Source organism: Streptomyces sp. NRRL B-24085, from assembly GCF_001282115.1.
Lineage (GTDB): Bacteria > Actinomycetota > Actinomycetes > Streptomycetales > Streptomycetaceae > Streptomyces.
Genome location: NZ_LJBR01000249.1, coordinates 1 through 26,394, shown reverse-complemented (window position 1 = coordinate 26,394; position 26,394 = coordinate 1). Strand labels below are relative to the sequence as shown.

26 protein-coding genes are annotated in these 26,394 nt (G+C 70.4%); 14 read left to right on the top strand and 12 right to left on the bottom strand.

The window, feature by feature from the left end; all coding sequences use genetic code 11:
- The 5 genes from AOJ26_RS25730 to AOJ26_RS25710 form a co-directional block, all read right to left on the bottom strand.
- Positions 1 to 999 (bottom strand): DUF475 domain-containing protein (locus tag AOJ26_RS25730; protein ID WP_053850727.1); only part of this gene is annotated, 999 nt, incomplete at its 3' end.
- A 125-nt stretch (positions 1,000 to 1,124) separates the two neighbouring features.
- Complete coding sequence (locus AOJ26_RS25725) at positions 1,125 to 1,700, bottom strand: TerD family protein (protein ID WP_007381725.1); 576 nt, start codon at positions 1,698 to 1,700, stop codon at positions 1,125 to 1,127.
- Positions 1,701 to 1,798: 98 nt separating this feature from the next.
- Positions 1,799 to 2,374 carry a TerD family protein gene (locus AOJ26_RS25720; protein WP_053850726.1) on the bottom strand — a complete coding sequence of 192 codons (576 nt, stop codon included), beginning with the start codon at positions 2,372 to 2,374 and terminating at the stop codon, positions 1,799 to 1,801.
- A gap of 121 nt (positions 2,375 to 2,495) precedes the next feature.
- On the bottom strand, positions 2,496 to 2,954 hold the full coding sequence (locus tag AOJ26_RS25715) for a peroxiredoxin (RefSeq protein ID WP_053850725.1): 459 nt from the start codon (positions 2,952 to 2,954) through the stop codon (positions 2,496 to 2,498).
- Between the two features lie 109 nt (positions 2,955 to 3,063).
- Positions 3,064 to 3,495, bottom strand: coding sequence for a DUF3052 domain-containing protein (locus AOJ26_RS25710; RefSeq protein ID WP_020116104.1), 432 nt, complete (start codon positions 3,493 to 3,495; stop codon positions 3,064 to 3,066).
- Between the two features lie 371 nt (positions 3,496 to 3,866).
- On the opposite strand from AOJ26_RS25710, the gene aceE reads away from it, so the two are divergent.
- Together aceE and AOJ26_RS25700 are read left to right on the top strand one after the other, a co-directional pair.
- Positions 3,867 to 6,614 carry a pyruvate dehydrogenase (acetyl-transferring), homodimeric type gene (gene aceE / locus AOJ26_RS25705; protein ID WP_053850724.1) on the top strand — a complete coding sequence of 916 codons (2,748 nt, stop codon included), beginning with the start codon at positions 3,867 to 3,869 and terminating at the stop codon, positions 6,612 to 6,614.
- Positions 6,615 to 6,729: 115 nt separating this feature from the next.
- Positions 6,730 to 7,494 carry a potassium channel family protein gene (locus AOJ26_RS25700; protein WP_053850723.1) on the top strand — a complete coding sequence of 255 codons (765 nt, stop codon included), beginning with the start codon at positions 6,730 to 6,732 and terminating at the stop codon, positions 7,492 to 7,494.
- Between the two features lie 49 nt (positions 7,495 to 7,543).
- Here AOJ26_RS25700 and AOJ26_RS25695 read toward each other — a convergent pair whose 3' ends face one another.
- Positions 7,544 to 7,858 (bottom strand): small hydrophobic protein, encoded by a 315-nt coding sequence (locus AOJ26_RS25695; protein WP_053850722.1) that lies wholly within the window; start codon positions 7,856 to 7,858, stop codon positions 7,544 to 7,546.
- Between the two features lie 259 nt (positions 7,859 to 8,117).
- Entirely contained in the window at positions 8,118 to 9,737 is a 1,620-nt protein-coding gene (locus tag AOJ26_RS25690) for an MFS transporter (protein WP_053850721.1), read from the bottom strand.
- Positions 9,738 to 9,803: 66 nt separating this feature from the next.
- Between AOJ26_RS25690 and AOJ26_RS25685 the strand changes: the two genes are divergently transcribed.
- From AOJ26_RS25685 to AOJ26_RS25675, 3 genes are read left to right on the top strand one after another with little or no spacing between them, the layout of a single operon-like run.
- Positions 9,804 to 10,439, top strand: coding sequence for a TetR family transcriptional regulator (locus tag AOJ26_RS25685; protein WP_053850720.1), 636 nt, complete (start codon positions 9,804 to 9,806; stop codon positions 10,437 to 10,439).
- Between the two features lie 54 nt (positions 10,440 to 10,493).
- Positions 10,494 to 11,711, top strand: a complete 1,218-nt coding sequence (locus AOJ26_RS25680; RefSeq protein ID WP_053850719.1) for an alpha/beta hydrolase — start codon at positions 10,494 to 10,496, stop codon at positions 11,709 to 11,711.
- Positions 11,712 to 11,769: 58 nt separating this feature from the next.
- The gene (locus tag AOJ26_RS25675; protein WP_053850718.1) at positions 11,770 to 12,633 is read left to right on the top strand and encodes a DUF4429 domain-containing protein; all 864 of its coding nucleotides are present in this window, start codon (positions 11,770 to 11,772) and stop codon (positions 12,631 to 12,633) included.
- Here AOJ26_RS25675 and AOJ26_RS25670 read toward each other — a convergent pair whose 3' ends face one another.
- Positions 12,634 to 13,650 carry an aldo/keto reductase gene (locus AOJ26_RS25670; RefSeq protein ID WP_053850717.1) on the bottom strand — a complete coding sequence of 339 codons (1,017 nt, stop codon included), beginning with the start codon at positions 13,648 to 13,650 and terminating at the stop codon, positions 12,634 to 12,636. It lies immediately after the preceding gene.
- Positions 13,647 to 14,111 carry a MerR family transcriptional regulator gene (locus tag AOJ26_RS25665; RefSeq protein WP_053850716.1) on the bottom strand — a complete coding sequence of 155 codons (465 nt, stop codon included), beginning with the start codon at positions 14,109 to 14,111 and terminating at the stop codon, positions 13,647 to 13,649. The genes AOJ26_RS25670 and AOJ26_RS25665 overlap by 4 nt, the downstream gene beginning before the upstream one ends.
- A 97-nt stretch (positions 14,112 to 14,208) precedes the next feature.
- Between AOJ26_RS25665 and AOJ26_RS25660 the strand changes: the two genes are divergently transcribed.
- Positions 14,209 to 14,715, top strand: a complete 507-nt coding sequence (locus AOJ26_RS25660) for a GNAT family N-acetyltransferase (protein ID WP_053850715.1) — start codon at positions 14,209 to 14,211, stop codon at positions 14,713 to 14,715.
- 19 nt (positions 14,716 to 14,734) lie between these two features.
- Positions 14,735 to 15,550, top strand: a complete 816-nt coding sequence (locus tag AOJ26_RS25655; protein ID WP_053850714.1) for a serine hydrolase domain-containing protein — start codon at positions 14,735 to 14,737, stop codon at positions 15,548 to 15,550.
- On the opposite strand, the gene AOJ26_RS25650 is transcribed toward AOJ26_RS25655, so the two are convergent.
- The gene (locus AOJ26_RS25650; RefSeq protein WP_053850713.1) at positions 15,547 to 16,200 is read right to left on the bottom strand and encodes a pirin family protein; all 654 of its coding nucleotides are present in this window, start codon (positions 16,198 to 16,200) and stop codon (positions 15,547 to 15,549) included. The genes AOJ26_RS25655 and AOJ26_RS25650 overlap by 4 nt on opposite strands.
- A gap of 187 nt (positions 16,201 to 16,387) precedes the next feature.
- Between AOJ26_RS25650 and AOJ26_RS25645 the strand changes: the two genes are divergently transcribed.
- The 5 genes from AOJ26_RS25645 (at position 16,388) to fabF (ending at position 21,322) form a co-directional block, all read left to right on the top strand.
- On the top strand, positions 16,388 to 17,593 hold the full coding sequence (locus AOJ26_RS25645) for a PucR family transcriptional regulator (RefSeq protein WP_053850712.1): 1,206 nt from the start codon (positions 16,388 to 16,390) through the stop codon (positions 17,591 to 17,593).
- An 89-nt stretch (positions 17,594 to 17,682) separates the two neighbouring features.
- Positions 17,683 to 18,597: an ACP S-malonyltransferase gene (locus AOJ26_RS25640; protein WP_053850711.1), complete on the top strand. Its 915-nt coding sequence runs from the start codon at positions 17,683 to 17,685 to the stop codon at positions 18,595 to 18,597.
- 16 nt (positions 18,598 to 18,613) lie between these two features.
- A complete protein-coding gene (locus tag AOJ26_RS25635; RefSeq protein ID WP_053850710.1) occupies positions 18,614 to 19,612 on the top strand; it encodes a ketoacyl-ACP synthase III in 999 nt (332 codons plus the stop codon).
- 78 nt (positions 19,613 to 19,690) lie between these two features.
- Complete coding sequence (locus tag AOJ26_RS25630) at positions 19,691 to 19,939, top strand: acyl carrier protein (RefSeq protein WP_007381745.1); 249 nt, start codon at positions 19,691 to 19,693, stop codon at positions 19,937 to 19,939.
- A gap of 102 nt (positions 19,940 to 20,041) precedes the next feature.
- The gene (fabF, locus tag AOJ26_RS25625) at positions 20,042 to 21,322 is read left to right on the top strand and encodes a beta-ketoacyl-ACP synthase II (RefSeq protein ID WP_053850709.1); all 1,281 of its coding nucleotides are present in this window, start codon (positions 20,042 to 20,044) and stop codon (positions 21,320 to 21,322) included.
- Positions 21,323 to 21,389: 67 nt separating this feature from the next.
- Here fabF and AOJ26_RS25620 read toward each other — a convergent pair whose 3' ends face one another.
- Positions 21,390 to 21,884 (bottom strand): DUF3145 domain-containing protein, encoded by a 495-nt coding sequence (locus AOJ26_RS25620; protein WP_037721013.1) that lies wholly within the window; start codon positions 21,882 to 21,884, stop codon positions 21,390 to 21,392.
- A 251-nt stretch (positions 21,885 to 22,135) separates the two neighbouring features.
- Here AOJ26_RS25620 and AOJ26_RS25615 point away from each other — a divergent pair, with 251 nt between their 5' ends.
- Together AOJ26_RS25615 and AOJ26_RS25610 are read left to right on the top strand one after the other, a co-directional pair.
- Positions 22,136 to 23,020 (top strand): SGNH/GDSL hydrolase family protein, encoded by an 885-nt coding sequence (locus AOJ26_RS25615; protein WP_053850708.1) that lies wholly within the window; start codon positions 22,136 to 22,138, stop codon positions 23,018 to 23,020.
- A 10-nt stretch (positions 23,021 to 23,030) separates the two neighbouring features.
- Positions 23,031 to 24,002: an aldose epimerase family protein gene (locus tag AOJ26_RS25610; protein WP_053850707.1), complete on the top strand. Its 972-nt coding sequence runs from the start codon at positions 23,031 to 23,033 to the stop codon at positions 24,000 to 24,002.
- A gap of 73 nt (positions 24,003 to 24,075) precedes the next feature.
- Here the strand turns inward: AOJ26_RS25610 and AOJ26_RS25605 are convergent.
- A partial coding sequence (locus AOJ26_RS25605) for a beta-glucosidase (RefSeq protein ID WP_053850706.1) occupies positions 24,076 to 26,394 on the bottom strand: 2,319 nt, incomplete at its 5' end.

The window sequence follows — 26,394 nt, the reverse complement described above, 5'->3', positions numbered from 1 at the left end:
GTACTGGATGGTGACCATGAGGATCACGGCGAGGGCGCCGATCGCGTAGTGGGCGCCGTGCTCCAGGTAGACGTAGTCGTCGAGGGTGCCCTGGCGGACCAGGTACACGGTGAGCGACCGGACGTACATCGCGCCGATGCCCAGACCGAGCGCCATCAGCACGATGTCGTTGGTGATGGCGAACGCGCCGATCACGCCGTCGAAGGAGAAGGAGGCGTCCAGGACCTCCAGGTAGAGGAACATGAAGAACGCCGCCTTGCCGGCCATCAGGACGGCCGACTTGGGCTTGCCCTCGCGTTCGGCGCGCTCCTCCTCCTCGTGCTCGCGTTCCTCCCCCTCTTCGAGCTTGTCCTCGAAGTAGCCGGAGAGGCCGCCGACCACCATGTAGGTGATCAGACCCGCGATGCCCGAGATCAGGACCGTCTGCGCCTTGTCGACGTGCGCGCCGCCGTGCTGGTGGGCGTGGGTGGCGAAGGTGAACGCGGTGATCAGCAGGACGACCAGGGCGATGCAGACCGACAGCATGTCGACCTTGCCGAGCTTGGCCAGCGGCCGCTCCAGCCAGGCCAGCCACTTGATGTCCCGGTCCTCGAAGATGAAGTCCAGGAAGATCATCAGCAGGAACATGCCACCGAACGCGGCGATCGCCGGGTGCGCGTCGGTCACGAGCTGCTGGTAGCGGTCCTTGTCGGTCAGGGCCAGGTGGACCGCCTCGATCGGCCCCATCTTGGCGCTGATCGCCACGATGACGACGGGGAAGACCAGCCGCATGCCGAACACGGCGATCAGGACGCCGATCGTGAGGAAGATCTTCTGCCAGAAGGCGTTCATCTTCTTCAGGATTCCGGCGTTGACCACCGCGTTGTCGAACGACAGGGAGATCTCGAGGATGGAGAGGATCGCCACGATTCCGAAGGCCTCCCACCCCCCGTAGAAGACCGCAGCGACCAGGCCGAGCGCGGTGACCGCGAACGACCAGCCGAAGGTTTTGAGAACCACTGGCTACCCAATCCGTACGTGTACGGGATTCCCCCGTGCCGCACTCGGCTTTACGAAACTTTGAAGCGAAGTGTAGTCGGGCACCCCCGAAGCCCCACCCGGCCCCGGCTTTTGCTCATATCGCGTTACGAGACGTTGACCCCGAAGTCGAGGGCGATGCCCCGCAGTCCCGACGCGTACCCCTGTCCCACCGCCCTGAACTTCCACTCGCCCTGGTAGCGGTAGAGCTCGCCGAAGATCATGGCGGTCTCGGTGGAGGCGTCCTCGGAGAGGTCGTAGCGGGCCAGTTCCTGGCCGTCGGCCTGGTTGACCACGCGGATGAAGGCGTTGCTGACCTGGCCGAAGGTCTGGCCACGGTTGTCGGCGTCGTGGATCGACACCGGAAAGACGATCTTGTCGCACCGGTCCGGCACCCGGGAGAGGTCGACCAGGATCGACTCGTCGTCGCCCTCGCCCTCACCGGTGAGGTTGTCGCCGGTGTGCTCGACCGAGCCGTCCGGGCTCTTGAGCTGGTTGTAGAAGACGAAGTACTCGTCACCCAGGACCCGCCCGCTGCTGCACATCAGGGCGCTGGCGTCGAGGTCGAAGTCGGCTCCGGTGGTGGAGCGCGCGTCCCAGCCGAGTCCGACCATCACCTGGGTGAGGTTGGGGGCGGCCTTGGACAGGGAGACGTTTCCTCCCTTGGCGAGCGTGACGCCCATGTGCTGTTCCCTCCCCGAGAGTGTGCTTCCGTGCTGTACCTGCGCGTCCGGCGCCGCACGCAAACCGTGCGGCGCCGGACGGGGGACCAGGAGTGGCCCTAGACGTTGACGCCGAAGTCCTGGGCGATACCGCGCAGGCCCGAGGCGTAGCCCTGGCCGATGGCGCGGAACTTCCACTCCGCGCCGTTGCGGTAGAGCTCGCCGAAGACCATGGCGGTCTCGGTGGACGCGTCCTCGGAGAGGTCGTAGCGGGCGATCTCGGCGCCGCCGGCCTGGTTCACGACGCGGATGAACGCGTTGCGGACCTGGCCGAAGGACTGCTGGCGGTTCTCGGCGTCGTAGATCGAGACCGGGAAGACGATCTTGTCGACGTCCGCCGGGACGTTGGCCAGGTCGACCTTGATCTGCTCGTCGTCGCCCTCGCCCTCACCGGTGAGGTTGTCGCCGGTGTGCTCGACCGAGCCGTCGGCGCTCTTGAGGTTGTTGAAGAAGACGAAGTTCGCGTCACTGGCGACCTTGCCGGCCGCGTTCAGCAGCAGCGCGCTCGCGTCCAGGTCGAAGTCCGTGCCGGTCGTGGTGCGGACGTCCCACCCCAGACCGACGATGACCGCGGTCAGGCCCGGGGCCTCCTTGGTCAGCGATACGTTGCCGCCCTTGCTGAGGCTGACTCCCACGAGTCCTCCATTTGGTGTCCGGGGGCCGGGAGCCCCGCCGTGCGTGCGATGTCGGATGCCGGATCAACGATTCGATCCTAGTGACGGGTTCCCGGCGCACGCAGTCCCTGGAGGCGAACAATCACAGGGTGTCGAGCGCCTTCACGTACTCGTCGAGGTCGCGGGCGTCCGGCAGGGCGTTGACGACGGTCCAGCGGACCACGCCCTCCTTGTCGATGACGAAGGTGCCGCGCACCGCGCAGCCCTTGTCCTCGGCGAAGACGCCGTAGGCGCGGGAGACCTCGCCGTGCGGCCAGAAATCGCTGAGCAGCGGGTACTCCAGGCTCTCCTGCTCGGCGAAGACGCGCAGGGTGTGGATGGAGTCGTTGGAGACGGCGAGGAGCTGGGTGTCGCGGTCCGTGAACTTCGGCAGGTTGTCCCGCAGCTCGCACAGCTCACCGGTGCACACGCCGGTGAAGGCGAAGGGGTAGAAGAGCAGCACGACGTTCTTGGCGCCGCGGAAGTCGGACAGCCGCACGGTCCGGCCGTGGTTGTCCTTGAGCTCGAAGTCGGGGGCCTTTGCGCCGACCTGGATCGCCATCGCGTGGGTGTCCCTTCGGGGGCTGTTCGAGTGACGCGTCCACCCTACGCAGCGATCACCGCGGGGAAGCGGACGGGCCGGTCTCGCCGGCCCGTCCGGTCCCACCGGGCTACTTCTTGGACTTGGCCGCCTTGGGCGTCACCAGCCGGCTGCCACTCCAGTCCTTGCCCACGCTGACGCTCTTGGAGGCGGACAGGCCTGCCGTCGTCGCGGCTTCGGAGATGTCGCTCGGCTCCACGTAGCCGTCCCGGCCGGTCTTCGGCGTCAGCAACAGGATCGAGCCGCCCTCCTCGATGTACGTGGTGGCGTCCACCAGCACATCGGTCAGGTCGCCGTCCTCGTCACGGAACCAGAGCACCACGGCATCGGCGACGTCGTCGTAGTCCTCGTCCACAAGGTCGCTGCCGATGACTTGCTCGATGGCCTCGCGGAGTTCCTGGTCTACGTCGTCGTCGTAGCCGATCTCCTGGACCACCTGCTCGGGCTGGAACCCCAGCCTCACGGCAGGGCTCGTCTCCGCGTGGTCCGCGGTCGCGCTCACGGGGTGCCTCCTGATCTTGTCTTCGAATGGGTCCCCCCAGGCTCTCAGGCTCTGGGGGAGTCTCAGCCACGCGCGTGCGCGAAGCATTGGCCGTAGTCCACACGGGCGGGGCGGATCGCGCAAGTACCCGGCGTTTCAGACCGCCGAAACGGTGACGTTCCGGAACGTGTCACCCCAACTCCAGGCACATCATCGCGGTCACGCCGTGACGCATGCCACACCTTTCTGCCCTCTTTGCGTGTTTGGGAACCATACCCGGGTACAGGGCCCGGGTTACCCCGGAGTAGAGATGACGTTTGGCCCCCCGAGGTACACGATGGGGAGCGGTGCAGACATACAGAAATACGGCCCTCTGACAGGTAAGGAACAGCGTGGCTTCCGGATCCGATCGCAACCCGATCATCATTGGCGGCCTTCCGAGTCAGGTTCCTGACTTCGATCCCGAGGAAACCCAGGAGTGGCTCGACTCCCTCGACGCCGCGGTGGACGAGCGCGGCCGGCAGCGGGCCCGCTATCTGATGCTGCGGCTCATCGAGCGGGCCCGCGAGAAGCGCGTGGCCGTGCCCGAGATGCGCAGCACGGACTACGTGAACACCATCCCGACCGGTGCCGAGCCGTTCTTCCCGGGCAACGAGGAGATCGAGCGCAAGATCCTGAACGCCACCCGGTGGAACGCGGCCGTGATGGTCTCGCGCGCCCAGCGTCCCGGGATCGGCGTCGGCGGCCACATCGCCACCTTCGCCTCCTCGGCGTCCCTGTACGACGTCGGCTTCAACCACTTCTTCCGCGGCAAGGACGAGGGCGACGGCGGCGACCAGGTCTTCTTCCAGGGCCACGCCTCCCCGGGCATCTACGCGCGCGCGTTCCTGCTCGACCGCCTCAGCGAGGACAACCTCGACGCGTTCCGCCAGGAGAGGTCGAAGGCGCCGCACGGGCTGTCCTCGTACCCGCACCCGCGCCTGATGCCGGACTTCTGGGAGTTCCCGACCGTGTCGATGGGCCTCGGCCCGATCGGCGCGATCTACCAGGCGCGGATGAACCGCTACATGCACGCGCGCGGGATCGCGGACACCAGCAAGTCGCACGTGTGGGCGTTCCTCGGCGACGGCGAGATGGACGAGCCCGAGTCGCTCGGCCAGCTCACCATCGCCGCGCGCGAGGGCCTGGACAACCTGACCTTCGTCGTCAACTGCAACCTCCAGCGCCTCGACGGCCCGGTGCGCGGCAACGGCAAGGTCATCCAGGAGCTGGAGTCGGTCTTCCGCGGCGCCGGCTGGAACGTCATCAAGCTGATCTGGGACCGCACCTGGGACCCGCTGCTCGCGCAGGACCGCGACGGCATCCTCGTCAACCGGATGAACACCACCCCGGACGGCCAGTTCCAGACCTACGCCACCGAGTCCGGCGCGTACATCCGCGACCACTTCTTCGGCGACGACCACCGGCTGCGCGCCATGGTCGAGAACATGACCGACGACCAGATCCTGCACCTGGGCCGCGGCGGTCACGACCACCGGAAGATCTACGCGGCGTTCAAGGCGGCCGTGGAGCACACCGGCCAGCCGACGGTGATCCTCGCCAAGACGGTCAAGGGCTGGACGCTGGGCCCCAACTTCGAGGGCCGCAACGCCACGCACCAGATGAAGAAGCTGACGGTCGACGACCTCAAGGGCTTCCGCGACCGGCTGCACCTGCCGATCTCCGACAAGGAGCTGGAGTCGGGCGCGCCGCCCTACTACCACCCGGGCCGGGACTCGGAGGAGATCCAGTACATGCACGACCGCCGGCTGGGCCTCGGCGGTTACGTCCCGACGCGCGTGGTGCGTGCCAAGCCGCTGGCGCTGCCGGACGACAAGACGTACGCGACCGTGAAGAAGGGCTCCGGCCAGCAGTCGATCGCCACCACCATGGCCTTCGTACGACTGCTCAAGGACCTCATGCGGGACAAGGAGCTCGGCAAGCGGTTCGTGCTGATCGCGCCGGACGAGTACCGCACCTTCGGCATGGACTCGTTCTTCCCGAGTGCGAAGATCTACAACCCGCTGGGTCAGCAGTACGAGTCGGTCGACCGGGAGCTGCTGCTCGCGTACAAGGAGTCCCCGACGGGCCAGATGCTGCACGACGGCATCTCGGAGGCGGGCTGCACGGCCTCGCTGATCGCCGCGGGTTCGGCGTACGCCACGCACGGCGAACCGCTGATCCCGGTCTACGTCTTCTACTCGATGTTCGGTTTCCAGCGCACCGGCGACCAGTTCTGGCAGATGTCGGACCAGCTCGCGCGCGGTTTCGTCCTGGGCGCGACCGCGGGCCGTACGACTCTGACCGGTGAGGGGCTCCAGCACGCGGACGGCCACTCGCAGCTGCTCGCCTCGACCAACCCGGGATGTGTGGCGTACGACCCGGCGTTCGGGTTCGAGATCGCGCACATCGTGCAGGACGGTCTGCGCCGGATGTACGGGCCGACCGCCGACGGCAAGGTGGGCGAGGACGTCTTCTACTACCTCACCGTCTACAACGAGCCCATCCAGCACCCGGCCGAGCCGGAGAACGTCGACGTCGAGGGCATCCTCAAGGGCGTCTACCGCTTCTCCGAGGGCACCTCGGGGTCGATCCCGGCGCAGATCATGGCGTCCGGCGTGGCTGTGCCGTGGGCCATCGAGGCGCAGAAGATCCTCGCCGAGGAGTGGAACGTCAAGGCGGACGTCTGGTCGGCGACCTCCTGGAACGAACTGCGGCGCGAGGCGGTGGCCTGCGAGGAGTACAACCTGCTGCACCCGGAGGAGGAGCAGCGGGTGCCGTACGTGACGCGGAAGCTGGCCGGCGCGCAGGGTCCGTTCGTGGCCGTGTCCGACTGGATGCGGGCGGTTCCCGACCAGATCGCGCGGTGGGTGCCGGGCACGTACCAGTCGCTGGGCGCCGACGGGTTCGGCTTCGCGGACACCCGGGGTGCGGCGCGGCGGTTCTTCCACATCGACGCGCAGTCGATCGTGGTGGGCGTGCTGACGGAGCTGGCGCGGGAGGGCAAGGTGGACCGGTCGGTGCTGAAGCAGGCCATCGACCGGTACCAGTTGCTCGATGTTTCAGCGGCTGACCCGGGTGCGGCTGGGGGAGACGCGTAGTCGTGTGGCTGCGGGCCGGTGGGGGTTGCTCGCGCAGTTCCCCGCGCCCCTGAGGAGTTGAAGGGCGGTGGGCTTGAAGGCTCACCGCCCTTCACCGTTTCTCTACGATGCGGGCATGAAGGAACAGTCGGCGCAGGTCCGTTGGGAACAGCACACCCAGCGGCCCCTTCTGGCGCTCGCGGTGCTGTTCGCCGTCGCCTATGCCGTGCCGATCGTGGACACCTCGGCGGGACGGTCGCTCACGGCGTTGTGCACGGTGGTCGAGTGGGTGGTGTGGGGGGTCTTCGCCGTCGACTACCTGATGCGGTTGTCGCTCTCGCAGGACCGCCGCGGGTTCGTACGGCAGCACTGGCTGGACCTGTGCGCGGTCATGCTGCCGCTGATACAGCCCCTGCGTCTGCTGCGCCTCGTCTCCACGCTGCTGCTGGTGGGGCGGCGGGCGCGGATGGCCTCCCAGATCCGGGTGACGACGTATGTCGCCGGGGCGGTGGTGGGGCTGCTGATGTTCGGTTCGCTGGCGGTGCTGTCGGTGGAACGGGACTCCCCCAACGGGAACATCCGGACGCTGGGTGACGCGGTCTGGTGGTCCTTCACCACCATGACGACCGTCGGCTACGGCGACCACGCCCCGACGACCGGTCTGGGCCGCATGATCGCGGTGGGCCTGATGCTGTCCGGCATCGCCCTCCTCGGTGTCGTCACCGCGAACATCGCGGCCTGGTTCATCGAGCGCTTCGAGAAGGACGACGTGGAGGAACGAGAGCAGACGGAGGCGATCAGGGCCCTGACAGAGGAAGTACGGGCCCTGCGAGCCGAGGTCGCGGCCCTGCGCGAGACGTCCGTCGGCGGCTACGAACACCCCACCGGTCTGAAAACGTGAGCGGGCCCCCGGTCGTCCCACCGGGGGCCCTTCCCTCACGCGCCCCGGGTCAGAACGTCCCGCTGCCCGGGGTGGCCGCTCCGACGAGCCAGATGATCGCCAGGAGCGTGTCGATGGCGCCCAGTACGAAGGCGACCAGAGCGGGCCAGGCACGGTTGCCACCGCCCGACCAGGTACGGCCCATGGCAAGCCAGCCGCACACCATCGCGACGGGGCCCAGGATGATGCCCAGTACGAAGAAACCAGCGATTGCGCAGATGACTCCGATGATTCCGAGCGTCGCGCGATCCGGCCCGCTCCGTGACCACGTCCGGCCACGTGATCGGGGGTACCTGCGCGTTCCGTGTCCGAAGCCCGCCATCATCAACTCCCTGACACCCTTGGTTGGTTGGGTTCGTCTCGGGTTCAACGATGCGAGTACCCCGGTCCCCGGGGTTAATCCTCCGGCCTTGCGGCGCGCCGCCCCCCTCCGGCAGCGCGCCGCAGCGCCGTCCGCCCTCCGCGGCTCACGAACCTGCCGTGCGGAGGGCTTGACTTACTGTGACCTGCGGCGCGTACCGAGGGCGAGAAATCTTTAGCCTCTTCACCCTGATAGGCGAAGTGCGCTGACGTCCCGTCAGGCGTCAGACGTGGCCGACGCCCGCACCCGCCTCCGCGTTCTCGCCGCGCTTGGTGAGCAGGGCGACGAGGACGGCGAAGGCGGCGACACCCGCGGCGGCCAGCGACGCGAGGCTCATCCCGGAGATGAAGGTGTCGTGCGCGACGTCGGTGATCTTCGCCGCGATCTCCGCCGGGGTCCCCTTGGTGACCGGGGCGACACCCACCTGGACCGCCTCCGACGCCTGGTCGAGCTGGGCCGGCGGCAGCGCCGGCAGACCCGCGTCCTTCCAGTTGCCCGGGAGGTCGCCGTCCACCTTGGAGGCCATCACGGCGCCGAGGACGGCCGTACCCAGGCTGCCGCCGATCTGCATCGCGGCCTGCTGGAGACCGCCGGCCACACCGGAGAGCTCCATGGGCGCGTTGCCCACGATGACCTCGGTGGCGCCGACCATCACGGGTGCGAGGCCGAGGCCGAGCAGCGCGAACCACAGGGACATGACCCCGCTGCCGGTGTCCGTCTCCAGCGTGGACATCCCGAACATGGCGATCGCGACCGACGCCATACCGCCGGCCAGCGGAATGCGCGGGCCGAGCTTGGTGATCAACGCGCCCGCGAGCGGGGAGCCGACGATCATCATGCCGGTGAGCGGGAGCAGGTGGAGGCCCGCGTCGATCGGGCTCATGCCGTGCACGTTCTGGAGGTAGAAGGTCACGAAGAACAGGCCGCCCAGGAACGCGAACGCCATGAGGACCATGAGGACCACACCCGCGGACAGCGCGACCGACCGGAACAGCCCGAGCGGGATCAGCGGCTCCTTGACCTTCGTCTCCCAGAAGGCGAACAGCACGAAGCCCACCACGGAGGCGGCGATGAAGGTCCAGGTCAGTCCGTCGCCCCAGCCCCAGGTCGGGGCCTTGATGAGGGCCCAGACCAGGCAGAACATGGCGGCGGACAGCAGGGCTATGCCCAGCAGGTCGAAGGAGCGCGGGGCGTTCTCGGCGCGGTGGTCGAGCAGGATCAGCACGCCCAGGGCGAGGGCCAGGACGCCGACCGGGACGTTGATGAAGAACACCGACTGCCAGTTGACGTGCTCGACGAGGACACCGCCGAGGATCGGGCCGCCGGCGGTGGAGGCGCCGATGACCATGCCCCAGATGCCGATGGCCATGTTGAGCTTCTCGGCCGGGAAGGTGGCCCGCAGCAACCCGAGCGCGGCCGGCATCAGCAGGGCACCGAACAGGCCCTGAAGCACACGGAAACTGACGACCGCGGCGATGGAGCTGGACAGCCCGATCGCACCCGACGCGGCGGCGAAGCCGACGACACCGATCAGGAAGGTCTGCCGGTGCCCGAAGCGGTCACCGAGCTTGCCCGCGGTGATCAGGGCGACCGCCAGCGCGAGGAAGTAGCCGTTGGTGATCCACTGGACGTCCGCGAAGCTCGCCTTGAGGTCGGCCTGGATGGCCGGGTTGGCGATGGCCACGATGGTGCCGTCGAGGGCCACCATCATGACGCCGACGGCCACGGTCAGGAGGGTGAGCCACGGGTGGCCGCGCAGCCCGGAGGCAGGCGCCTGATCCGACGACGACGGGGATCCCCCGTCCCCCGGCCCCGTCTTGTCGAGGGTGGTCTGACTAGTCATGTGTTCGAGGCTAGTGACAGCCGCTGACAATTGACAAACCAATTCACAAGTCGGTAACTGACACCAATGGAAACACTGCGCGAACGCAAGAAGCAGCGCACCCGAGAGGCACTGCTGAGGGTCGCGATCGAGCTCTTCACCACCCAGGGCTACGACCGGACGACCGTGGACGAGATCGCCGACGCCGTCGGGGTCTCGCAGCGCACCTTCTTCCGCTATTTCGCCGGCAAGGAGGAAGCGGCCCTCGCGCTCGACGAGATGACGGTGGCGCACTTCGTCGACGCCGTACGCGCGCGCCCGGCGCACGAGCCGCCGCTGGAGGCGCTGCGGCAGGCCGTCCTGGAGGGGTGGGACACCCTGCACGAGGTCGTGGAGTCGGTCGTACCGGTGGCCCGGTTCCTGGCCATGTACCGGGTGATCGAATCGACCCCCGTCCTGCTCGCCGCCCATCTGCGGCGCTCCGCGGAGGTCGAGGAGGTGCTCACGCGCCTGCTCGCCGAACGCGAGGGCCTCGAAGCGGGGACCGACCCGCGGCCCCGGCTGCTGGTGGCCGTCTTCAGCGGGGTGATGCGGGTGACGGAACGCCAGTGGCTCACCGACGGGGAGTTCAGCCTGGAGGCGATGCGCGCGTTGACCGTCTCCCACCTGGAACTGCTGGGGCCCGCACTGACCGGCAAGTGGCCCCCTTACATCAAAACGTGATACCCGTCACTCGATTAACCCGAGACCGTCCCGTTCTCCTAGTGTGTCCTTTCAGTGACTTCCTTCGACACCTCCCCGCAACTCAACGTCTGGCGCGCACTGCTCGCGCTGGCCGTGGTGTTCGTGATGCTGGCGACGACCGGCTGGACCGCTCTGCGCAACCACCGGGAGGCCACCCCGCTCCAGGCCTCGCTCGAGTCCTGGGCGCACGGCCGCCTCCACGGACACCGGCTGCCCGACCCGGACACCGCCCCCGCCCGGCTCACCCGGTTCTTCGCCTCCCTCACCTCCCAGGAGCGCGTCCGCCTCGCCCAGCGCTACCCGCTCGCGGTCGGCAACATGAACGGCGCCCCCGTCACCCTGCGCTACCAGGCCAACCGCCTCGCGCTGCTCCAGGCCCGGGCCGTCGAGCGCGCCCGCATGCACGACACCCGGCTCACGCCGGCCGGTCAGCAGGAGGCGGGCCGCCGTATGCACCGCTTCGAGGCGCTGACTGCCCCGGAGCGCCACATCCTCGCCTTCGACCCGGACGGCTCCGGCCGGGTCGCCGAGGTCTTCGGCGACCTCGGCGCGGCGCAGCGGGTCTCCGTCGTCGTGCCCGGTGTCGACACCGACGTGCTCACCTTCCAGCGCACCAGGCGCAGCTGGTCCGCGCCGGTCGGCATGGCCAAGGCCCTCTACCGGGCCGAGCGGGAGGCGAGCCCCGCCACGCGTACGGCGGTGATCGCCTGGGCCGACTACACCGCGCCCGCCGGACTCGGCATCGACTCGGCCACCGCGATGCGCGCCGAGACCGGCGCCGTCCGGCTGAACGCGCTGGTGCGCGCCCTGCCCGGCACCTCACCGGTCTCCCTGTTCTGCCACAGCTACGGCTCCGTGGTGTGCGGGGTGGCCGCGCGCACCCTGCCCGGCCGGGTGGCCGACATCGCGGTCGCCGGCAGCCCCGGAATGCGGGTCGCCAACGCCTCCCACCTGCGCACCACCGCCCATGTGTGGGCGATGCGGGACGCCGACGACTGGATCCAGGACGTGCCCTACCTGGAGGTGGGCGGGCTCGGCCACGGCGCCGACCCGGTGTCCTCCGCGTTCGGCGCGCGCGTGCTGTCCGCGCGGGGTGCGGACGGGCACGCCGGTTACTTCCAACCCGGAACGGAGAGTCTGCTCAACTTCGCCGAGATCGGCATTGGCGCATACCGCTCGGTGCACTGCGCCCACGAGGACGAAGCCTGCCGCGCCGGTTTGTCCGGCACGGCCGAGGCCGGACGCGCGTAGAGACTGCAAGAACTGCGGTCTGCGCGAGGAGGGGACGAAGGAGCTCGTGCCGAATACGATGACCCGCATGGGTGACGTACTGGCCGGATTTCATGCCGCCTGGGAGTTCGAGTCCGACTCCGTGCTCATCCGCTACGAACGGGGGATTCGCACACCGAAGCTCTTCCAGGCACTGGGGGAACGACGGATTCCCCTGGAGGCGATCTCCGGGGTGACGCTGACCCCCGGCAAGCGGGGCACGGTGGTGCTGCACGCCGAACCGCGGCCAGGCGCGGACCCGCTCATGGAGGCGGCGGCGGGACAGCTGAAGGAAGGGTGCGACCCGTACCGGCTGGTGCTGCCGGCTGACAAGGAGACGCTCGCCGAGTACTACGCGGACGAGCTGCGCGCGCTGCTGAAACGGGACGACGAACCGGCGGAACGATTCCTGGTGCCGGCGCCCGAGGTGCCGTTGCAGTTCAAGGCGTACGACGGGAAGGCGTCCTTCGACGGCCGTACCGTGAACTTCCGCTGGTTCTGGACCGGGGCGTCCTCGGCGAAGTGGAAGGCCGGCGACCAGAGCTTCCCGGTGTCCGAGCTGACGGGTGTCGAGTGGCGGTCACCTGAGGTCTTCGAGGGGCATCTGCGGCTGCTGCGGGAGGCTCCGCCGTTTCAGCCGGTACAGGCGGACCAGGACCCGGCGGCCGTGGTCTTCGGGCTCGGGTACGGACCGGTGCACGAGTCGTTGCCCTTCGCCGCCGCGGTGCTGGCCGCGGTGAAGCAGCGGGGGGCCACGGCGGTGGTCCCGGCCGTGGCCGCGCCACGCCGGGACCCCGCGGACATCGCCGAGCGCATCCGCCATCTCGGCGAACTGCACCAGGCCGGGTTGGTCACCGACGAGGAGTTCTCCGTGAAGAAGGCGGAGTTGCTGGCGGAGCTCTGACTACTCCCGGCCCGCCGACGAGAACCGCATGTCCGCGTAACGGTCGCCCGCCACCTGGCCCGCGATCGGCTCCAGGAGTTCCAGCTCCTCCTTGGTGAGCTGGAGGCCCGTCGCCGCCGCGTTCTCCTCGACCCGGGTCGGCTTGCGGGTGCCCGGGATCGGGACGACCGGGAGGCCGTGGACCTCGGACTGCTGCTGGACCCAGGCCAGGGCGATCTGGCCCAGGGAGGCGCCGTGGGCCTCGGCGACCTGGCGGACCGGCTCCAGCAGGGCCGCGTTCGCCGTGGCGTTGTCGCCCGTGAAGCGGGGCTGCTGGCGGCGGAAGTCGTCGGCGGTGAGGTCCTTGTCGGCGTCGGTGAAGGACCCGGTGAGGAAGCCGCGGCCGAGCGGGGAGTACGGGACGAGGGCGACGCCCAGTTCGCGGGCGGCCGGCACCACCTGGGCCTCGATGTCCCGGCTGAACAGGGACCACTCCGACTGCACGGCGGCGATCGGGTGGACGGCCTGCGCCGCGCGCAGCTCACCGGCGGTGACCTCGCTCAGGCCCAGGTGCTTGACCTTGCCCTCGCGCACCAGCTCGGCCATGACGCCGACGGTCTCCTCGATCGGCACGTTCACGTCCCGCCGGTGCATGTAGTAGAGGTCGATCACGTCGACGTCCAGGCGCTTCAGGCTCGCCTCGACCGCCTCGCGGATGTACGGCGGGTCGTTGCGGATGATCCGCCGGGTCGGGTCGTCCGGGGGTATCGCCAGGGCGAACTTGGTGGCGATCACGACCTCGTCGCGGTGGGCCTGGAAGAACGGCGACAGGAACTTCTCGTTCTCCCCGGCGCCGTAGGCGTCCGCCGTGTCGTAGAGCGTGATGCCGAGCTCCAGGGCCCGCTCCAGGGTGGCCCGGGACTCCTTCGCGTCCGCGGGGCCGTAGGCGAAGCTCATGCCCATGCAGCCGAGGCCCTGGACGCCGACCGCGGGGCCGGTGTCGCCCAGCTGTGCGGTCGGGATGGTGCGGTCCGTCATCCGGCCTTCTCCGTTTCGTAGGCGCGACCGGCTTCGGCGTAGAAGCTGATCTTCCGGTCGAGTACGGCGAGCGTGTCCTGGAGCTCCGCGATCCGGGACAGGACGTCCCGGCGGGTCGTCTCCAGCAGCTCGAACCGTTCGGTGAACGTGTGGTCGCCCTCGCGCACCAGTTCCGCGTACCGCACCATGTCGGCGACCGGCATGCCGGTGAGCCGGAGCTTGCCGACGAGGTCGAGCCAGTCGAGGTCGCGGTTGCTGTAGCGGCGCTGGCCGGTGTGCGAGCGGTCGATGTGCGGCATCAGACCGATGCGCTCGTACCAGCGCAGGGTGTGCGCGGTCAGGCCGGTGAAGGCGACGACCTCGCTGATCGTGTAGCTGTCCTGGCCGTTGGGGCGCCGGTGGGGGTGCGGCGGGGCGGCACAGCTGTCGGTCCTGGTACTCGTGGTCTCCATCACCGTCATGCCCCCCACGCTAGGACCTTGGAGTGCACTCCAAGCAAGCGGTACCGGCAAGAAATCGGCAGGACGCGCCCCGGGTGCGCTCGCTAGCGTGCGGCTCATGAGTCTCGTACGCCGTGCCACGACCGAGGACGCCGGGGAAGTGCTGCGGCTGCGCCAGGTGATGATCGACGCCCTGCCCGGCGGGGACGCCTCCACAGCGTGGCACACCGAGGCGCTGCCGTCGCTGCGGCGGAAGCTGGCGGAGGCCGACGGGGATTTCGCGGCCTTCGTCGTCGACCACCCGGAGCGGCCGGGGGCGCTGGGCGCGCTGGTGGCGGGGACGGTCGACTACCGGATCGGGAAGGCGGGCAATCCGCACGGGCTGGCCGGCTACGTCTTCAGCGTCGCCACCGACCCGACGGCCCGGCGATGGGGGTCCCCCCGCGCGAGGTTGTTCGAGCGTGGGGGAGGGTACGCGCGCGCGTGCATGGACGAACTGCTGGCGTGGTTCCGCGAGCGGGGCGCCGGCCAGGTCATGCTGACCGCGTCCCCGGAGGCCGAGCCGCTCTACGTCTCCCTCGGCTTCGTCCACAAGCCGGACCCCACGATGATTCTGAAGCTGTGAGCCGCTTAGTCTCGACGGCATGTCCTTGCAGAGCCTCGCGCTGATCGAGAACTGGCCGGTTCCCACCGCTGCGGCGGGGGTGGTGCGGGCCGACGGCACCGTCCTCGGCACCCACGGTCCGACAGCTCACCGCTTCCCGCTGGCCTCGGTCACCAAGCCGCTCGCCGCGTACGCCGTCCTCGTCGCGTACGAGGAGGGGGCCGTCGAGCTCGACGAGCCGGCCGGGCCGAGCGGATCGACCGTGCGTCATCTGCTCGCCCACACCTCGGGGCTCGCCTTCGACGAGCACCGGGTGACCGCCCCGCCCGGCGAGCGGCGGCTGTACTCGAACGCGGGCTTCGAGCAGCTCGGCGACCACGTCGCCAAGGCGACGGACATCCCGTTCGCGGAGTACCTGCGGCAGGCGGTCCTGGAGCCGCTGGGCATGACGTCGACGTCCCTGGAGGGCTCGCCCGCGAAGGACGGCGTGTCGACGGTCGAGGACCTCCTCCGGTTCGCGGCGGAGGTGCAGGCACCGCGGCTGCTGGACCCGCGGACGGTCGCGGCGGCGATGACCGTCCAGTACCCGGGCACGAAGGGCGTGCTGCCGGGCTACGGCCACCAGAACCCCAACGACTGGGGCCTCGGCTTCGAGATCCGCGACTCCAAGTCCCCGCACTGGACGGGCTCCGTGTCCTCGCCGCGCACCTTCGGGCACTTCGGCCAGTCCGGCACGTTCCTGTGGATCGACCCGGACGCGGGGGCGGCCTGCGTGGCGCTGACGGACCGCGCGTTCGGGCCGTGGGCCGTCGAGTCGTGGCCCCCGTTCACCGACGCGGTGCTCGTCGGCCTCTAGGACATCTCCCACAGCAGCAGCTCGGCCGGGGTCATCGCCACCGCGTCCAGTTCCTTCGCGCCGGTGAGCCGGGCCGCGTCGCCGGGGCCCAGCTCCTCGCCGTCCAGCCGTACGTCGCCGCGCACGACGTGGACATAGACGAACCGCCCGTCCGGCACCGCCGTCCACTCCCCCGCGGCCAGTCGCCGTACATGGAGCAGCGCGCCCGCCTCCGGGACCGCGTACGGCGTCGAGTCGGCGATGCCGCGGACGATCTCGTACGACGGCTCGCCGCCGGGCTCCAGGGGCGCGAGCCAGGTCTGCACGAAGGTCAGCGGGGTCTCGGCGTCGTTGCGCTCGACGTGCCGGACGCCCGCGGCGGCGCTCAGCCGCTGCACGTCACCGGGCCGCACGACGGTCTCGTGCCCGGTGGAGTCGCGGTGCGTCAGCTCGCCCTCGACCACCCACGTCACAATCTCGGTGTGGCTGTGCGGATGCTCGTCGAACCCGGCGCCGGGCACGAGCCGCTCCTCGTTGCAGGCGATCAGCGCGCCGAACCGGAGGTTGTCGGGGTCGTAGTGCGGCCCGAACGAGAAGGCGTGCCACGACTCGATTCCGGTCCCGGGGTCCCCGCCTGGATAGCGCTCCGCGGCGCGCCGTACGTCCGTCACGGGACCACGGTAGCCCCACCGCCGGGATGTCCCACGGCGTAGGCGCAACGGGCGGCACGTGCCCACCAACTCGGCCCGCACCCCGGACACCGGCCGGACACCGGCTGAGGCGCCCCGAAGGCGACCGAACCATCAAGCAAGGACCCGGCGGCGCGCACTGACGTCCGGATAAGGCAGTCTTGTCCCCGTGCCCGAACCCGAACACAGCAAGTCCGACCCCGCCGCGCCCCGCGCCCACGCACATGCCGCGACCCTGAAGCGGCTGGAGAAGTCGTCCGGGTCTCTCGCGCAGCAGGCCATCACGCGCATGGACGAGACGCTGCCGTGGTACCGGGCGATGCCCCCGGAGAACCGTTCCTGGATCGGGCTGGTCGCCCAGGCCGGCATCGCGGCCTTCACCGAGTGGTTCCGGCATCCGGACGCCCCGCAGGCCATCTCCACCGATGTGTTCGGCACCGCCCCCCGTGAGCTGACCCGGGCCATCACCCTGCGCCAGACCGTCGAGATGGTGCGCACAACCATCGAGGTCATGGAGTCGGCCATCGACGAGGTCGCCGCGCCGGGCGACGAGTCCGTGCTGCGTGAGGCCCTGCTCGTGTACGCCCGCGAGATCGCCTTCGCGACCGCGCAGGTCTACGCCCAGGCCGCCGAGGCACGCGGTGCCTGGGACGCCCGGCTGGAGTCGCTCGTCGTGAACGCCGTGCTCAGCGGGGAGGCCGACGAGGGGGCCGTGAGCCGGGCCGCCGCGCTGGGCTGGAACGCTCCCGAGCACGTGTGCGTGGTCCTCGGCACCGCTCCCGACGGCGACTCGGAGCTGACCGTCGAGGCCATCCGGCGGGCCGCCCGGCACGCCAAGCTCCAGGTGCTGACCGGGGTGCTCGGGTCCCGGCTCGTGGTGATCGCGGGTGGCAGCGACAACCCGCTCGCCGTGGCCAAGTCGCTGATCGGCCCCTACGCGGCCGGACCCGTGGTCGCCGGGCCCGTCGTCCCCGATCTGCTGGCCGCGACCCGGTCCGCGCAGGCGGCCGCCGCCGGACTCAAGGCGTGTTCCGCCTGGCAGGACGCCCCGCGCCCGGTCCTGGCGGACGACCTGCTTCCGGAACGCGCGATGGCCGGCGATCCCAGCGCGCGAGAGCAGTTGGTGGAGGAGATCTACAGACCGCTGGAGGAGGCCGGTTCCGCGCTCCTGGAGACCCTCTCCGTCTATCTCGAACAGGCGTCCAGTCTGGAGGGTGCGGCCCGGATGCTCTTCGTGCATCCCAACACCGTGCGCTACCGGCTTCGACGTGTGACTGACGTCACCGGCTGGTCGCCTTCCGATGTACGGTCGGCGTTCACCTTGCGGATCGCGCTCATCCTGGGGCGTCTGGCCGACGGAGATCTCCAGCCCTAGGCTTTTGTCGGGGGCCCACAAAACCCCCTCCTGTTCTTCGTCCCTGTCCCCACGGGCGGCTTGGGCCGCCCTCAAGAGAGAGTGTGAGAGTGCTCGTACTCGTCGCTCCCGGCCAGGGCGCCCAGACGCCCGGCTTCCTGACTCCCTGGCTCGAACTCCCCGGTGCCGCGGACCGCGTCGCCGCGTGGTCCGACGCCATCGGACTGGACCTCGCCCACTACGGCACACAGGCCGACGCGGACGCCATCCGCGACACCTCCGTGGCCCAGCCGCTGCTGGTCGCGGCCGGAATCCTGTCCGCCTCGGCACTCTGTGACATCGCCCCCGGCGCGGTCGCCGGGCACAGCGTCGGTGAGATCACCGCCGCGGCCTTCGCGGGCGTGCTGGAGGACACCGCCGCCCTCACCCTCGTACGCAAGCGGGGTCTGGCCATGGCCGACGCCGCCGCGATCACCGAGACGGGCATGTCGGCGCTGCTCGGCGGCGACCCCGAGGTCTCGGTGGCGCACCTGGAGAAGCTGGGCCTGACCCCGGCGAACGTCAACGGCGCCGGGCAGATCGTCGCCGCGGGCACGCTGGAGCAGCTCGCCGTCCTGAACGACGACAAGCCCGAGGGCGTCCGCAAGGTCGTCCCGCTCCAGGTCGCCGGCGCCTTCCACACGCACCACATGGCCCCCGCGGTCGACGCGCTGGCCAAGGCCGCCGCCGATCTGACGCCGGCCGACCCGAAGGTCACGTACGTCTCGAACAAGGACGGGCAGGCCGTCGCCACCGGTACCGAGGTGCTGGAGCGGCTGGTCGGCCAGGTCGCCAACCCGGTCCGCTGGGACCTGTGCATGGAGACCTTCAAGGAGCTCGGCGCCACCGCGTTCATCGAGGTCTGCCCCGGCGGCACCCTGGTCGGCCTCGCCAAGCGCGCGCTGCCCGGCGTCAAGACGCTCGCGCTCAAGACCCCCGACGACCTCGACGCTGCTCGCGAGCTCATCGCCGAGCACGGTGCCTGAGAAGGAGCACGAGAGCATGTCGAAGATCAAGCCCAGCAAGGGCGCCCCGTACGCGCGCATCCTCGGTGTCGGCGGCTACCGCCCGACCCGGGTCGTGCCGAACGAGGTGATCCTCGAGACGATCGACTCGTCCGACGAGTGGATCCGCTCGCGCTCCGGCATCCAGACCCGGCACTGGGCGAACGCCGAGGAGACCGTCGCCGCGATGTCGATCGAGGCGTCCGGCAAGGCGATCGCCGACGCCGGGATCTCCGCCGAGCAGATCGGTGGCGTGATCGTCTCGACCGTCTCGCACTTCAAGCAGACCCCGGCGGTGGCGACGGAGATCGCCGACAAGCTGGGCACGGACAAGGCCGCCGCGTTCGACATCTCGGCGGGCTGCGCGGGCTTCGGCTACGGCCTCACCCTCGCCAAGGGCATGATCGTCGAGGGTTCGGCGGAGTACGTCCTCGTCATCGGTGTGGAGCGGCTCTCCGACCTCACCGACCTGGAGGACCGGGCCACGGCCTTCCTGTTCGGCGACGGCGCCGGCGCGGTCGTCGTCGGACCCTCCAAGGAGCCCGCGATCGGCCCCACGGTCTGGGGCTCCGAGGGCGACAAGTCCGAGACGATCAAGCAGACCGTCGCGTGGAACGAGTACGACAGTTCCACGGACAAGTTCCCCGCGATCACGCAGGAGGGCCAGGCGGTCTTCCGCTGGGCCGTGTTCGAGATGGCGAAGGTCGCCCAGCAGGCGCTGGACGCGGCCGGGATCACCCCGAGCGACCTGGACGTCTTCATTCCGCACCAGGCCAACGAGCGGATCATCGACTCGATGGTGAAGACGCTGAAGCTGCCGGAGCACGTGACGGTCGCGCGGGACGTCCGCACCACCGGCAACACCTCGGCCGCCTCGATCCCGCTCGCGATGGAGCGGCTCCTGGCGACCGGTGAGGCGAAGAGCGGCGACACCGCGCTCGTCATCGGATTCGGGGCGGGTCTCGTCTACGCCGCCACTGTCGTTACCCTCCCCTAGGCACTCCGTGCCGGATCATCCGGTCCGGGACGGGAAGCACTGCCAACCCTCTGGATAAGAAAACGAAGGAGCGCCACCATGGCCGCCACTCAGGAAGAGATCGTCGCCGGTCTCGCCGACATCGTGAACGAGATCGCCGGCATCCCGGTTGAGGACGTCCAGCTGGACAAGTCCTTCACCGACGACCTGGACGTCGACTCGCTGTCCATGGTCGAGGTCGTCGTCGCCGCCGAAGAGCGCTTCGACGTCAAGATCCCGGACGACGACGTCAAGAACCTCAAGACGGTCGGCGACGCCACCGACTACATCCTCAAGCACCAGGCCTGAGTCCCCCGGGCTCCCCTGCGGAGCCCTCCAGGCCGGACGTGCCGGCCCCGCCACCCGGCGGTGGCGCCGCTTAATCCTCGTAACGTTGGAGAAAGATTTCCCGTGAGCCCGACCAATCGCACCGTGGTCGTCACCGGTATCGGCGCAACCACACCGCTGGGTGGCGACGCAGCCTCTACCTGGGAGGGTCTGGTCGCCGGCAAGTCCGGCGTCAAGCCCCTGGAGCAGGAGTGGGCCGCCGAGCAGGCGGTCCGCATCGCCGCGCAGATCGCGGTGGAGCCGACCGAGGTCATCCCCCGGCCGCAGGCCCGCCGGCTGGACCGCTCGGCGCAGTTCGCGCTGATCGCGGCCAAGGAGGCGTGGGCCGACGCCGGTTTCGAGGGCAAGGCCGGTGAGGACGGTTCGGTCGGCGAGGTCGACCCCGACCGTCTCGGCGCCGTCATCGCCTCCGGCATCGGTGGTGTCACGACCCTGCTCGACCAGTACGACGTGCTCAAGGAGAAGGGCGTCCGCCGCGTCTCCCCGCACACCGTGCCGATGCTGATGCCCAACAGCCCGTCCGCCAACGTGGGTCTGCTCGTCGGGGCCCGCGCGGGTGTGCACACCCCGGTCTCCGCCTGCGCCTCGGGCGCCGAGGCCATCGGCTACGCCATCGAGATGATCCGTACCGGCCGGGCCGACGTCGTCGTCGCCGGTGGCACGGAGGCGGCGATCCACCCGCTGCCCATCGCCGCGTTCGGCAACATGATGGCGATGTCCAAGAACAACGAGAACCCCGAGGGCGCCTCGCGTCCCTACGACGTCGCCCGGGACGGCTTCGTCCTCGGCGAGGGCGCCGGTGTCGTCGTCCTGGAGTCCGCCGAGCACGCCGCCAAGCGCGGTGCGCGGGTGTACGCCGAGGCGGTCGGCCAGGGCATCTCCGCCGACGCCCACGACATCGTGCAGCCGGAGCCGGAGGGCCGCGGCATCTCGCACGCCCTGCAGAACCTGCTGGACAGCACCGGCCTGGACCCGGCGGAGGTCGTGCACGTCAACGCGCACGCCACGTCGACGCCGGCCGGTGACATCGCCGAGCTCAAGGCGCTGCGCAAGGTCTTCGGCGACGAGGCCGACCACATCGCCGTGTCCGCCACCAAGTCGATGACCGGTCACCTGCTCGGCGGCGCGGGCGGTGTGGAGACGGTCGCGACCGTCCTCGCCCTGTACCACCGGGTGGCTCCGCCGACCATCAACGTCGAGAACCTCGACCCGGAGGCGGAGGCCAACGCCGACGTCGTCCGCGGCGAGGCGCGCAAGCTGCCCGTGGAGGGCCGTATCGCCGCGCTGAACGACTCGTTCGGGTTCGGCGGGCACAACGTCGTACTGGCGTTCCGCACGGTCTGAGAACCGTCCGTACGCAAACGGAAGGGGCCCCCACCGGTCGGTGGGGGCCCCTTCTGGTTCGGGGAGGTCAGACGACTTGGTGCAGCCAGCGGACCGGGGCGCCCTCGCCGGCGTACCGGAACGGCTCCAGCTCGTCGTCCCAGGGCTTGCCGAGGAGCTTGGCGAGCTCGGCCTCCAGGTCGGTCTCGCCCCGCTGCGAACGCGTCAGGGCCGCGCGCAGGCGGTCCTCCGGGATCAGGATGTCGCCGTGGATGCCGGTGACGGCATGGAAGATGCCGAGCTCCGGCGTGCAGCTGTAGCGCTCGCCCTCCGCGGTGGGGCAGGGCTCGGCCGTGACCTCGAAGCGCAGCAGGTGCCAGCCTCTGAGGGCGGAGGCGAGCTTGGACGCCGTGCCCGCCTCGCCCTTCCAGGAGAACTCCGAGCGCCAGGTGCCCGGCGCGGCCGGCTGCCGGATCCAGTCGAGGTTGACGCGCGTGCCGAGCACCCCGGCGACGGCCCACTCGACGTGCGGGCACAGCGCGCGCGGCGCGGAGTGCACGTACAGAACTCCACGTGTCGTCACCGGGACCTCCGGGCAGAGCGGGACAAGTCTTGCTGGCTGGCATGGCGGCGATGGCGGGCAGCCACGTTGATGGCGAGGCTACCGTGCGGCGGCGCAAGGAGTGTGACGTACCGTCGGTCCCGATGCCCCGAAACGCCCGCCATTCACCCGGCAGGACGCTAGTACGGGTGCCGATCGTTCCCTCGGGGCCACCGGGAACTCCCGTGCGTTGTCATGAGAGGACCACCATTCTCACGAGGGGAACACCACGGATGCGGAAGCAGGGCCACCGCTCGCGGGCCGTCGTCGCCGTCCTGACGGCGGCTCTGGTGGGTGTCGCCGGCTGTGACGCCGTGGGCGGCGACTCGGCGGGGCCGACCCCGAAGGCCAAGGCCTCGCCGAAGCCGACCCCGGCGTGGGACAGCAGCCCGGCCTCGATCGCCGCCGTCGGTGACTCCATCACCCGGGGCTTCGACGCGTGCGGGGTGCTCAAGGACTGCCCCGACGTGTCCTGGGCCACCGGGGGCAGCACCCAGGTCGACTCCCTGGCCGTACGCCTGCTGGGGAGGGCGAGGGCGGCCGAGCGGAGCTGGAACTTCGCGGTGTCCGGGTCGCGGATGGCCGATCTGCCGACGCAGATGGCGCAGGCGGCCGCGCGCACACCGGCGCTGGTCACCGTGATGGTGGGCGCCAACGACGCCTGCCGGGACTCCACGGCGGCGATGACGTCGGTGGCCGACTTCCGCGCCGGTTTCCAGGACGCGCTCGGCGTGCTGCGGAAGACGGCGCCCAAGGCGCAGGTGTACGTGGCGAGCGTGCCGAACCTCAAGCGGCTGTGGTCCGAGGGCCGCACCAATCCGCTGGGCAAGCAGGTGTGGAAGCTGGGCGTGTGCCCGTCGATGCTGGCCGACGCGGACGCCGTGGACGCGGCGGCGACCGAGCGGCGGGCCACCGTGCAGGAGCGGGTGGAGGCGTACAACACCGTGCTGAAGGAGGTGTGCGCCGAGGACCGGCGGTGCCGGTACGACGGGGGCGCGGTGTACGACTACCGGTTCGGCACCGAGCAGCTCAGCCACTGGGACTGGTTCCATCCGAGTGTGAACGGACAGGCGCGGCTGGCGGAGATCGCATATCGCAAGGTCAGGTCCGTGTCCTAAAGTTCCGCACATGAACGAACTCTTCGCCACACTTCCCGACGGCACACCGGTGCACCGCTGGACCCTGGAGCGCGCGGGCGTCCGGGTGCGGATCCTGTCGTACGGCGGGATCGTGCAGTCGGCCGAGGTCCCGGACCGGGACGGGCGGGCGGCGGACGTGGTGCTGGGCTTCGCCGGGCTGGAGGGGTACCTGGAGCACCCGGAGCCGTATCTGGGGGCCTTCGTCGGGCGGTACGCGAACCGGATCGGGGGCGGTCGCTTCGTGCTGGACGGGGTGACGTACGCGCTGGCGCCCAACAACGCGCCCAACTCCCTGCACGGCGGGGAGAACGGCTTCGACAAGCGGGTGTGGGACATGGAGCCGGCGGGTGCGCACGGGGTGCGGCTGAGCCGGGTCAGCCCGCACGGCGAGGAGGGCTTCCCGGGGCGTCTCGAGGTCTCGGGGACGTACCGCCTGGACGAGTCGGGGGCGCTGCGGATCTCCTACGAGGCGGTGACCGACGCGCCGACCCTGGTGAACCTGACCAACCACAGCTACTTCAACCTGGCGGGGTCCGGGAACGCGGGCGGGCACGAGCTGCGGATCGACGCCTCGCGGTTCACGCCGGTCGACGCGGACCTGATCCCGACCGGGGTGGCTCAGGTCGCGGACACCCGGTTCGACTTCCGTCAGGCGCGCAAGGTGGGCTCCGGCTACGACCACAACTTCGTGCTCGACAAGGGGATCACCGAAGAGGCCGTCGAGGTCGCCGAGTTGTACGACCCCGCGTCCGGACGGGTGCTGACGGTGGCGACCACCGAGCCGGGGATCCAGCTCTACACCGGGGACCATCTGCCCGAGCCCTTCGCGCCCGGCGACGGCATCGCGCTGGAGACCCAGCACTTCCCCGACTCCCCGAACCGTCCGGAGTTCCCGAGCACGGTACTGCGGCCGGGCGAGGTCTACCGCTCGGAGACGGTGTACGGCTTCGGTACGCGCTGAGCACGCACGAGCCCCGGCCCAGGGGTCAGGTCCCGGGCCGGGGCTGCTTGTGCGAGGGCCGTGCCCCCTGCGATCAGACGTTAATCGTCACGGTCACCCGGCGGTCGCCGATCGAGCGCCCCACCTGGATTTCGTACGAACCCTTCACATACGACCACGATGAGGTCTTCTCGTCCCAGATCTCGAAGGCCCGGCGCGGGATCTCCACGGTGGCCTCGACGCTCTCCCCGGGTCCGGCCTCGACGCCGGCGAATCCGGCGAGCCGGCGGGCCGGGCGCTCGGCGTCGGGCTCGGCGGGCGCCAGGTAGACCTGGACGACCTCGCGGCCCGGACGGGCACCGGAGTTGCGCAGCCGGACCCGGACGGTGGTGCCCCGCACCTCGACGGACTCGTAGGTCCAGTCGGTGTAGCCGAGGCCGTGGCCGAAGGGGTAGGCGGGGGTGCGGCCCTCCTTCTCCCAGGCCGCGTACCCGATGAACACGCCCTCGGTGTAGGGGAGTTCGCCGTCGGTCGGCACCACCCGGGTGACCGGGGCGTCGGCCAGGGCGCCCCAGGTGGTGGGGAGCCGGCCGCCGGGTTCGTGGGCGCCGGTCAGCACGTCGGCCAGGGCCGCTCCGCCCTCCTGGCCGGGGAACCAGCCGAGCAGGATCGCAGCGACGTCCTCGCGCCAGGGCAGTTCCACCGGGGAGCCGGAGTTGACGATCACGACGGTGTTCGGGTTGGCGGCGGCGACCGCGCGGACCAGCTCGTCCTGGCCGCCCGGGAGGGTCAGGTCCCTGCGGTCGTAGCCCTCGGACTCGACGCGCTCGGTGGTGGCGACCACAACGACGGCCGTGTCGGCGTTCCGGGCCGCCTCGACGGCCTCGGCGATCAGCTCGTCGGGCGCCCGCCGGGGGTCCTGGTGGGCCAGCGAGAACGTGACGGCCTTCATCGGCACGTCCTCGGGCAGGGCGACCACGTGGGTCAGGGAGACCTCGACCGGCTCGCCCGCGGCCAGTTGGACCCGGGCGCGGGGCTCGGGGGCACCGAAGAAGGTGAGGAACGGGTCGTCCTTGTCGGCGCGCTGGACGTCGTCGTAGTACGTCGTGCCGTCGACGACCAGTCTGAAGGCGCCGAGTCCCTTGATGCCGAAGGTGTGCGTGCCGCTCTCGCGCGGGGTGAAGGTGCCGGTCAGCTCGACGCTGTGCAGCCGGTCGTGGGTGACGCCCTCGGGGAGGTCCGAACCCATCCACTGGATGTGGCCGTTGGGGGCGGATCCCGTGCCGATGACGTCCCCCGCCGCGTCCCGGCACACCGCGCGCAGGGTGAAACCCTGGTCGGCGACGGCGAGTTCGGTGTTGGGGTCGGCGCCGACGGCGTAGGTCAGGGTGCCCTCGGGCAGGGCGGCGGTGAGGCCGTCGAGCGGGGAGACGACACGGTCCGGGAAGACGGTGGCGGAGCCGCCGCCGAGGACCCGGGCGTCTCGGGCGGCGGCACCGATGAGGGCGACCGTGCCCTTCTTCAGCGGCAGCGCCCCCCGGTTGCGGACCAGGACGAAGGCGCGGCGGGCGATCTCGCGGGCCAGCTCGATGCCGTCGACGGGGTCCGGCAGGTCGGTGACGACGGGTTCGGCGCCGTCCAGGACGCCGACGCGGGCGGCGAGCCGCAGTACGTTGCGCACGGCCGCGTCGACCGTGCGCTCCTCCACCTCGCCGGCCCGGACCGCTCGGGCGAGGGGTTCGCCGTAGACGGTCCGCGGGCCGGGCATGGCGACGTCGAGGCCGCCCTCGATGGCGGCCTTGGTGGAGCGGGCGGCCGTCCAGTCGGAGACGTTGAAGCCGTCGAAGCCCCATTCGCCGCGCAGGACTTCGTTGACCAGGTGGTGGTGCTCGGTCATCGTCGTGCCGTTGACCGTGTTGTAGGCGGTCATGATGCCCCACGGGTGGGCGTTCTCCACGATGTGCTCGAAGGGCGCCAGGTAGAGCTCGCGCAGGGCGCGTTCGGAGACCAGGTTGTTCACGGTGAAGCGGTCGGTCTCGGCGTCGTTGGCGACGAAGTGCTTGACGGTGGTGCCGACACCGCCCTCCTGCACGCCGGTGACGTACCCGGCGCCGATCCGTCCGGTCAGGTGGGGGTCCTCGCTGTAGGCCTCGAAGTGGCGGCCGCCGAGCGGGGAGCGGTGGAGGTTGACGGTGGGGGCGAGGAGGACGTGGACGCCCTTGCGGCGGGCCTCCTGGGCGAGGAGGCGGCCTGCCCGGCGGGCGAGTTCGGGGTCCCAGGCGGCGGCGAGCGCGGTCGGGGAGGGCAGGGCGATCGAGGGGTCGTCGGCGCTCCAGCGCACGCCCCGGACGCCGATCGGGCCGTCGGACATGACGAGGGAGGCCAGACCGATCCCGGGGATCGGCAGGGTCCA

Coding starts and splice junctions, on each gene's coding strand:
- AOJ26_RS25670 (WP_053850717.1), bottom strand. CDS start 13,650: ATGACGGACCGCACCATCCCGACCGCACAGCTGGGCGACACCGGCCCC.
- AOJ26_RS25725 (WP_007381725.1), bottom strand. CDS start 1,700: ATGGGCGTCACGCTCGCCAAGGGAGGAAACGTCTCCCTGTCCAAGGCC.
- AOJ26_RS25690 (WP_053850721.1), bottom strand. CDS start 9,737: ATGACTAGTCAGACCACCCTCGACAAGACGGGGCCGGGGGACGGGGGA.
- AOJ26_RS25685 (WP_053850720.1), top strand. CDS start 9,804: ATGGAAACACTGCGCGAACGCAAGAAGCAGCGCACCCGAGAGGCACTG.
- AOJ26_RS25655 (WP_053850714.1), top strand. CDS start 14,735: ATGTCCTTGCAGAGCCTCGCGCTGATCGAGAACTGGCCGGTTCCCACC.
- AOJ26_RS25660 (WP_053850715.1), top strand. CDS start 14,209: ATGAGTCTCGTACGCCGTGCCACGACCGAGGACGCCGGGGAAGTGCTG.
- AOJ26_RS25700 (WP_053850723.1), top strand. CDS start 6,730: ATGAAGGAACAGTCGGCGCAGGTCCGTTGGGAACAGCACACCCAGCGG.
- AOJ26_RS25635 (WP_053850710.1), top strand. CDS start 18,614: ATGTCGAAGATCAAGCCCAGCAAGGGCGCCCCGTACGCGCGCATCCTC.
- AOJ26_RS25610 (WP_053850707.1), top strand. CDS start 23,031: ATGAACGAACTCTTCGCCACACTTCCCGACGGCACACCGGTGCACCGC.
- AOJ26_RS25630 (WP_007381745.1), top strand. CDS start 19,691: ATGGCCGCCACTCAGGAAGAGATCGTCGCCGGTCTCGCCGACATCGTG.
- AOJ26_RS25675 (WP_053850718.1), top strand. CDS start 11,770: ATGACCCGCATGGGTGACGTACTGGCCGGATTTCATGCCGCCTGGGAG.
- AOJ26_RS25665 (WP_053850716.1), bottom strand. CDS start 14,111: ATGACGGTGATGGAGACCACGAGTACCAGGACCGACAGCTGTGCCGCC.
- AOJ26_RS25695 (WP_053850722.1), bottom strand. CDS start 7,858: ATGATGGCGGGCTTCGGACACGGAACGCGCAGGTACCCCCGATCACGT.
- AOJ26_RS25715 (WP_053850725.1), bottom strand. CDS start 2,954: ATGGCGATCCAGGTCGGCGCAAAGGCCCCCGACTTCGAGCTCAAGGAC.
- AOJ26_RS25615 (WP_053850708.1), top strand. CDS start 22,136: ATGCGGAAGCAGGGCCACCGCTCGCGGGCCGTCGTCGCCGTCCTGACG.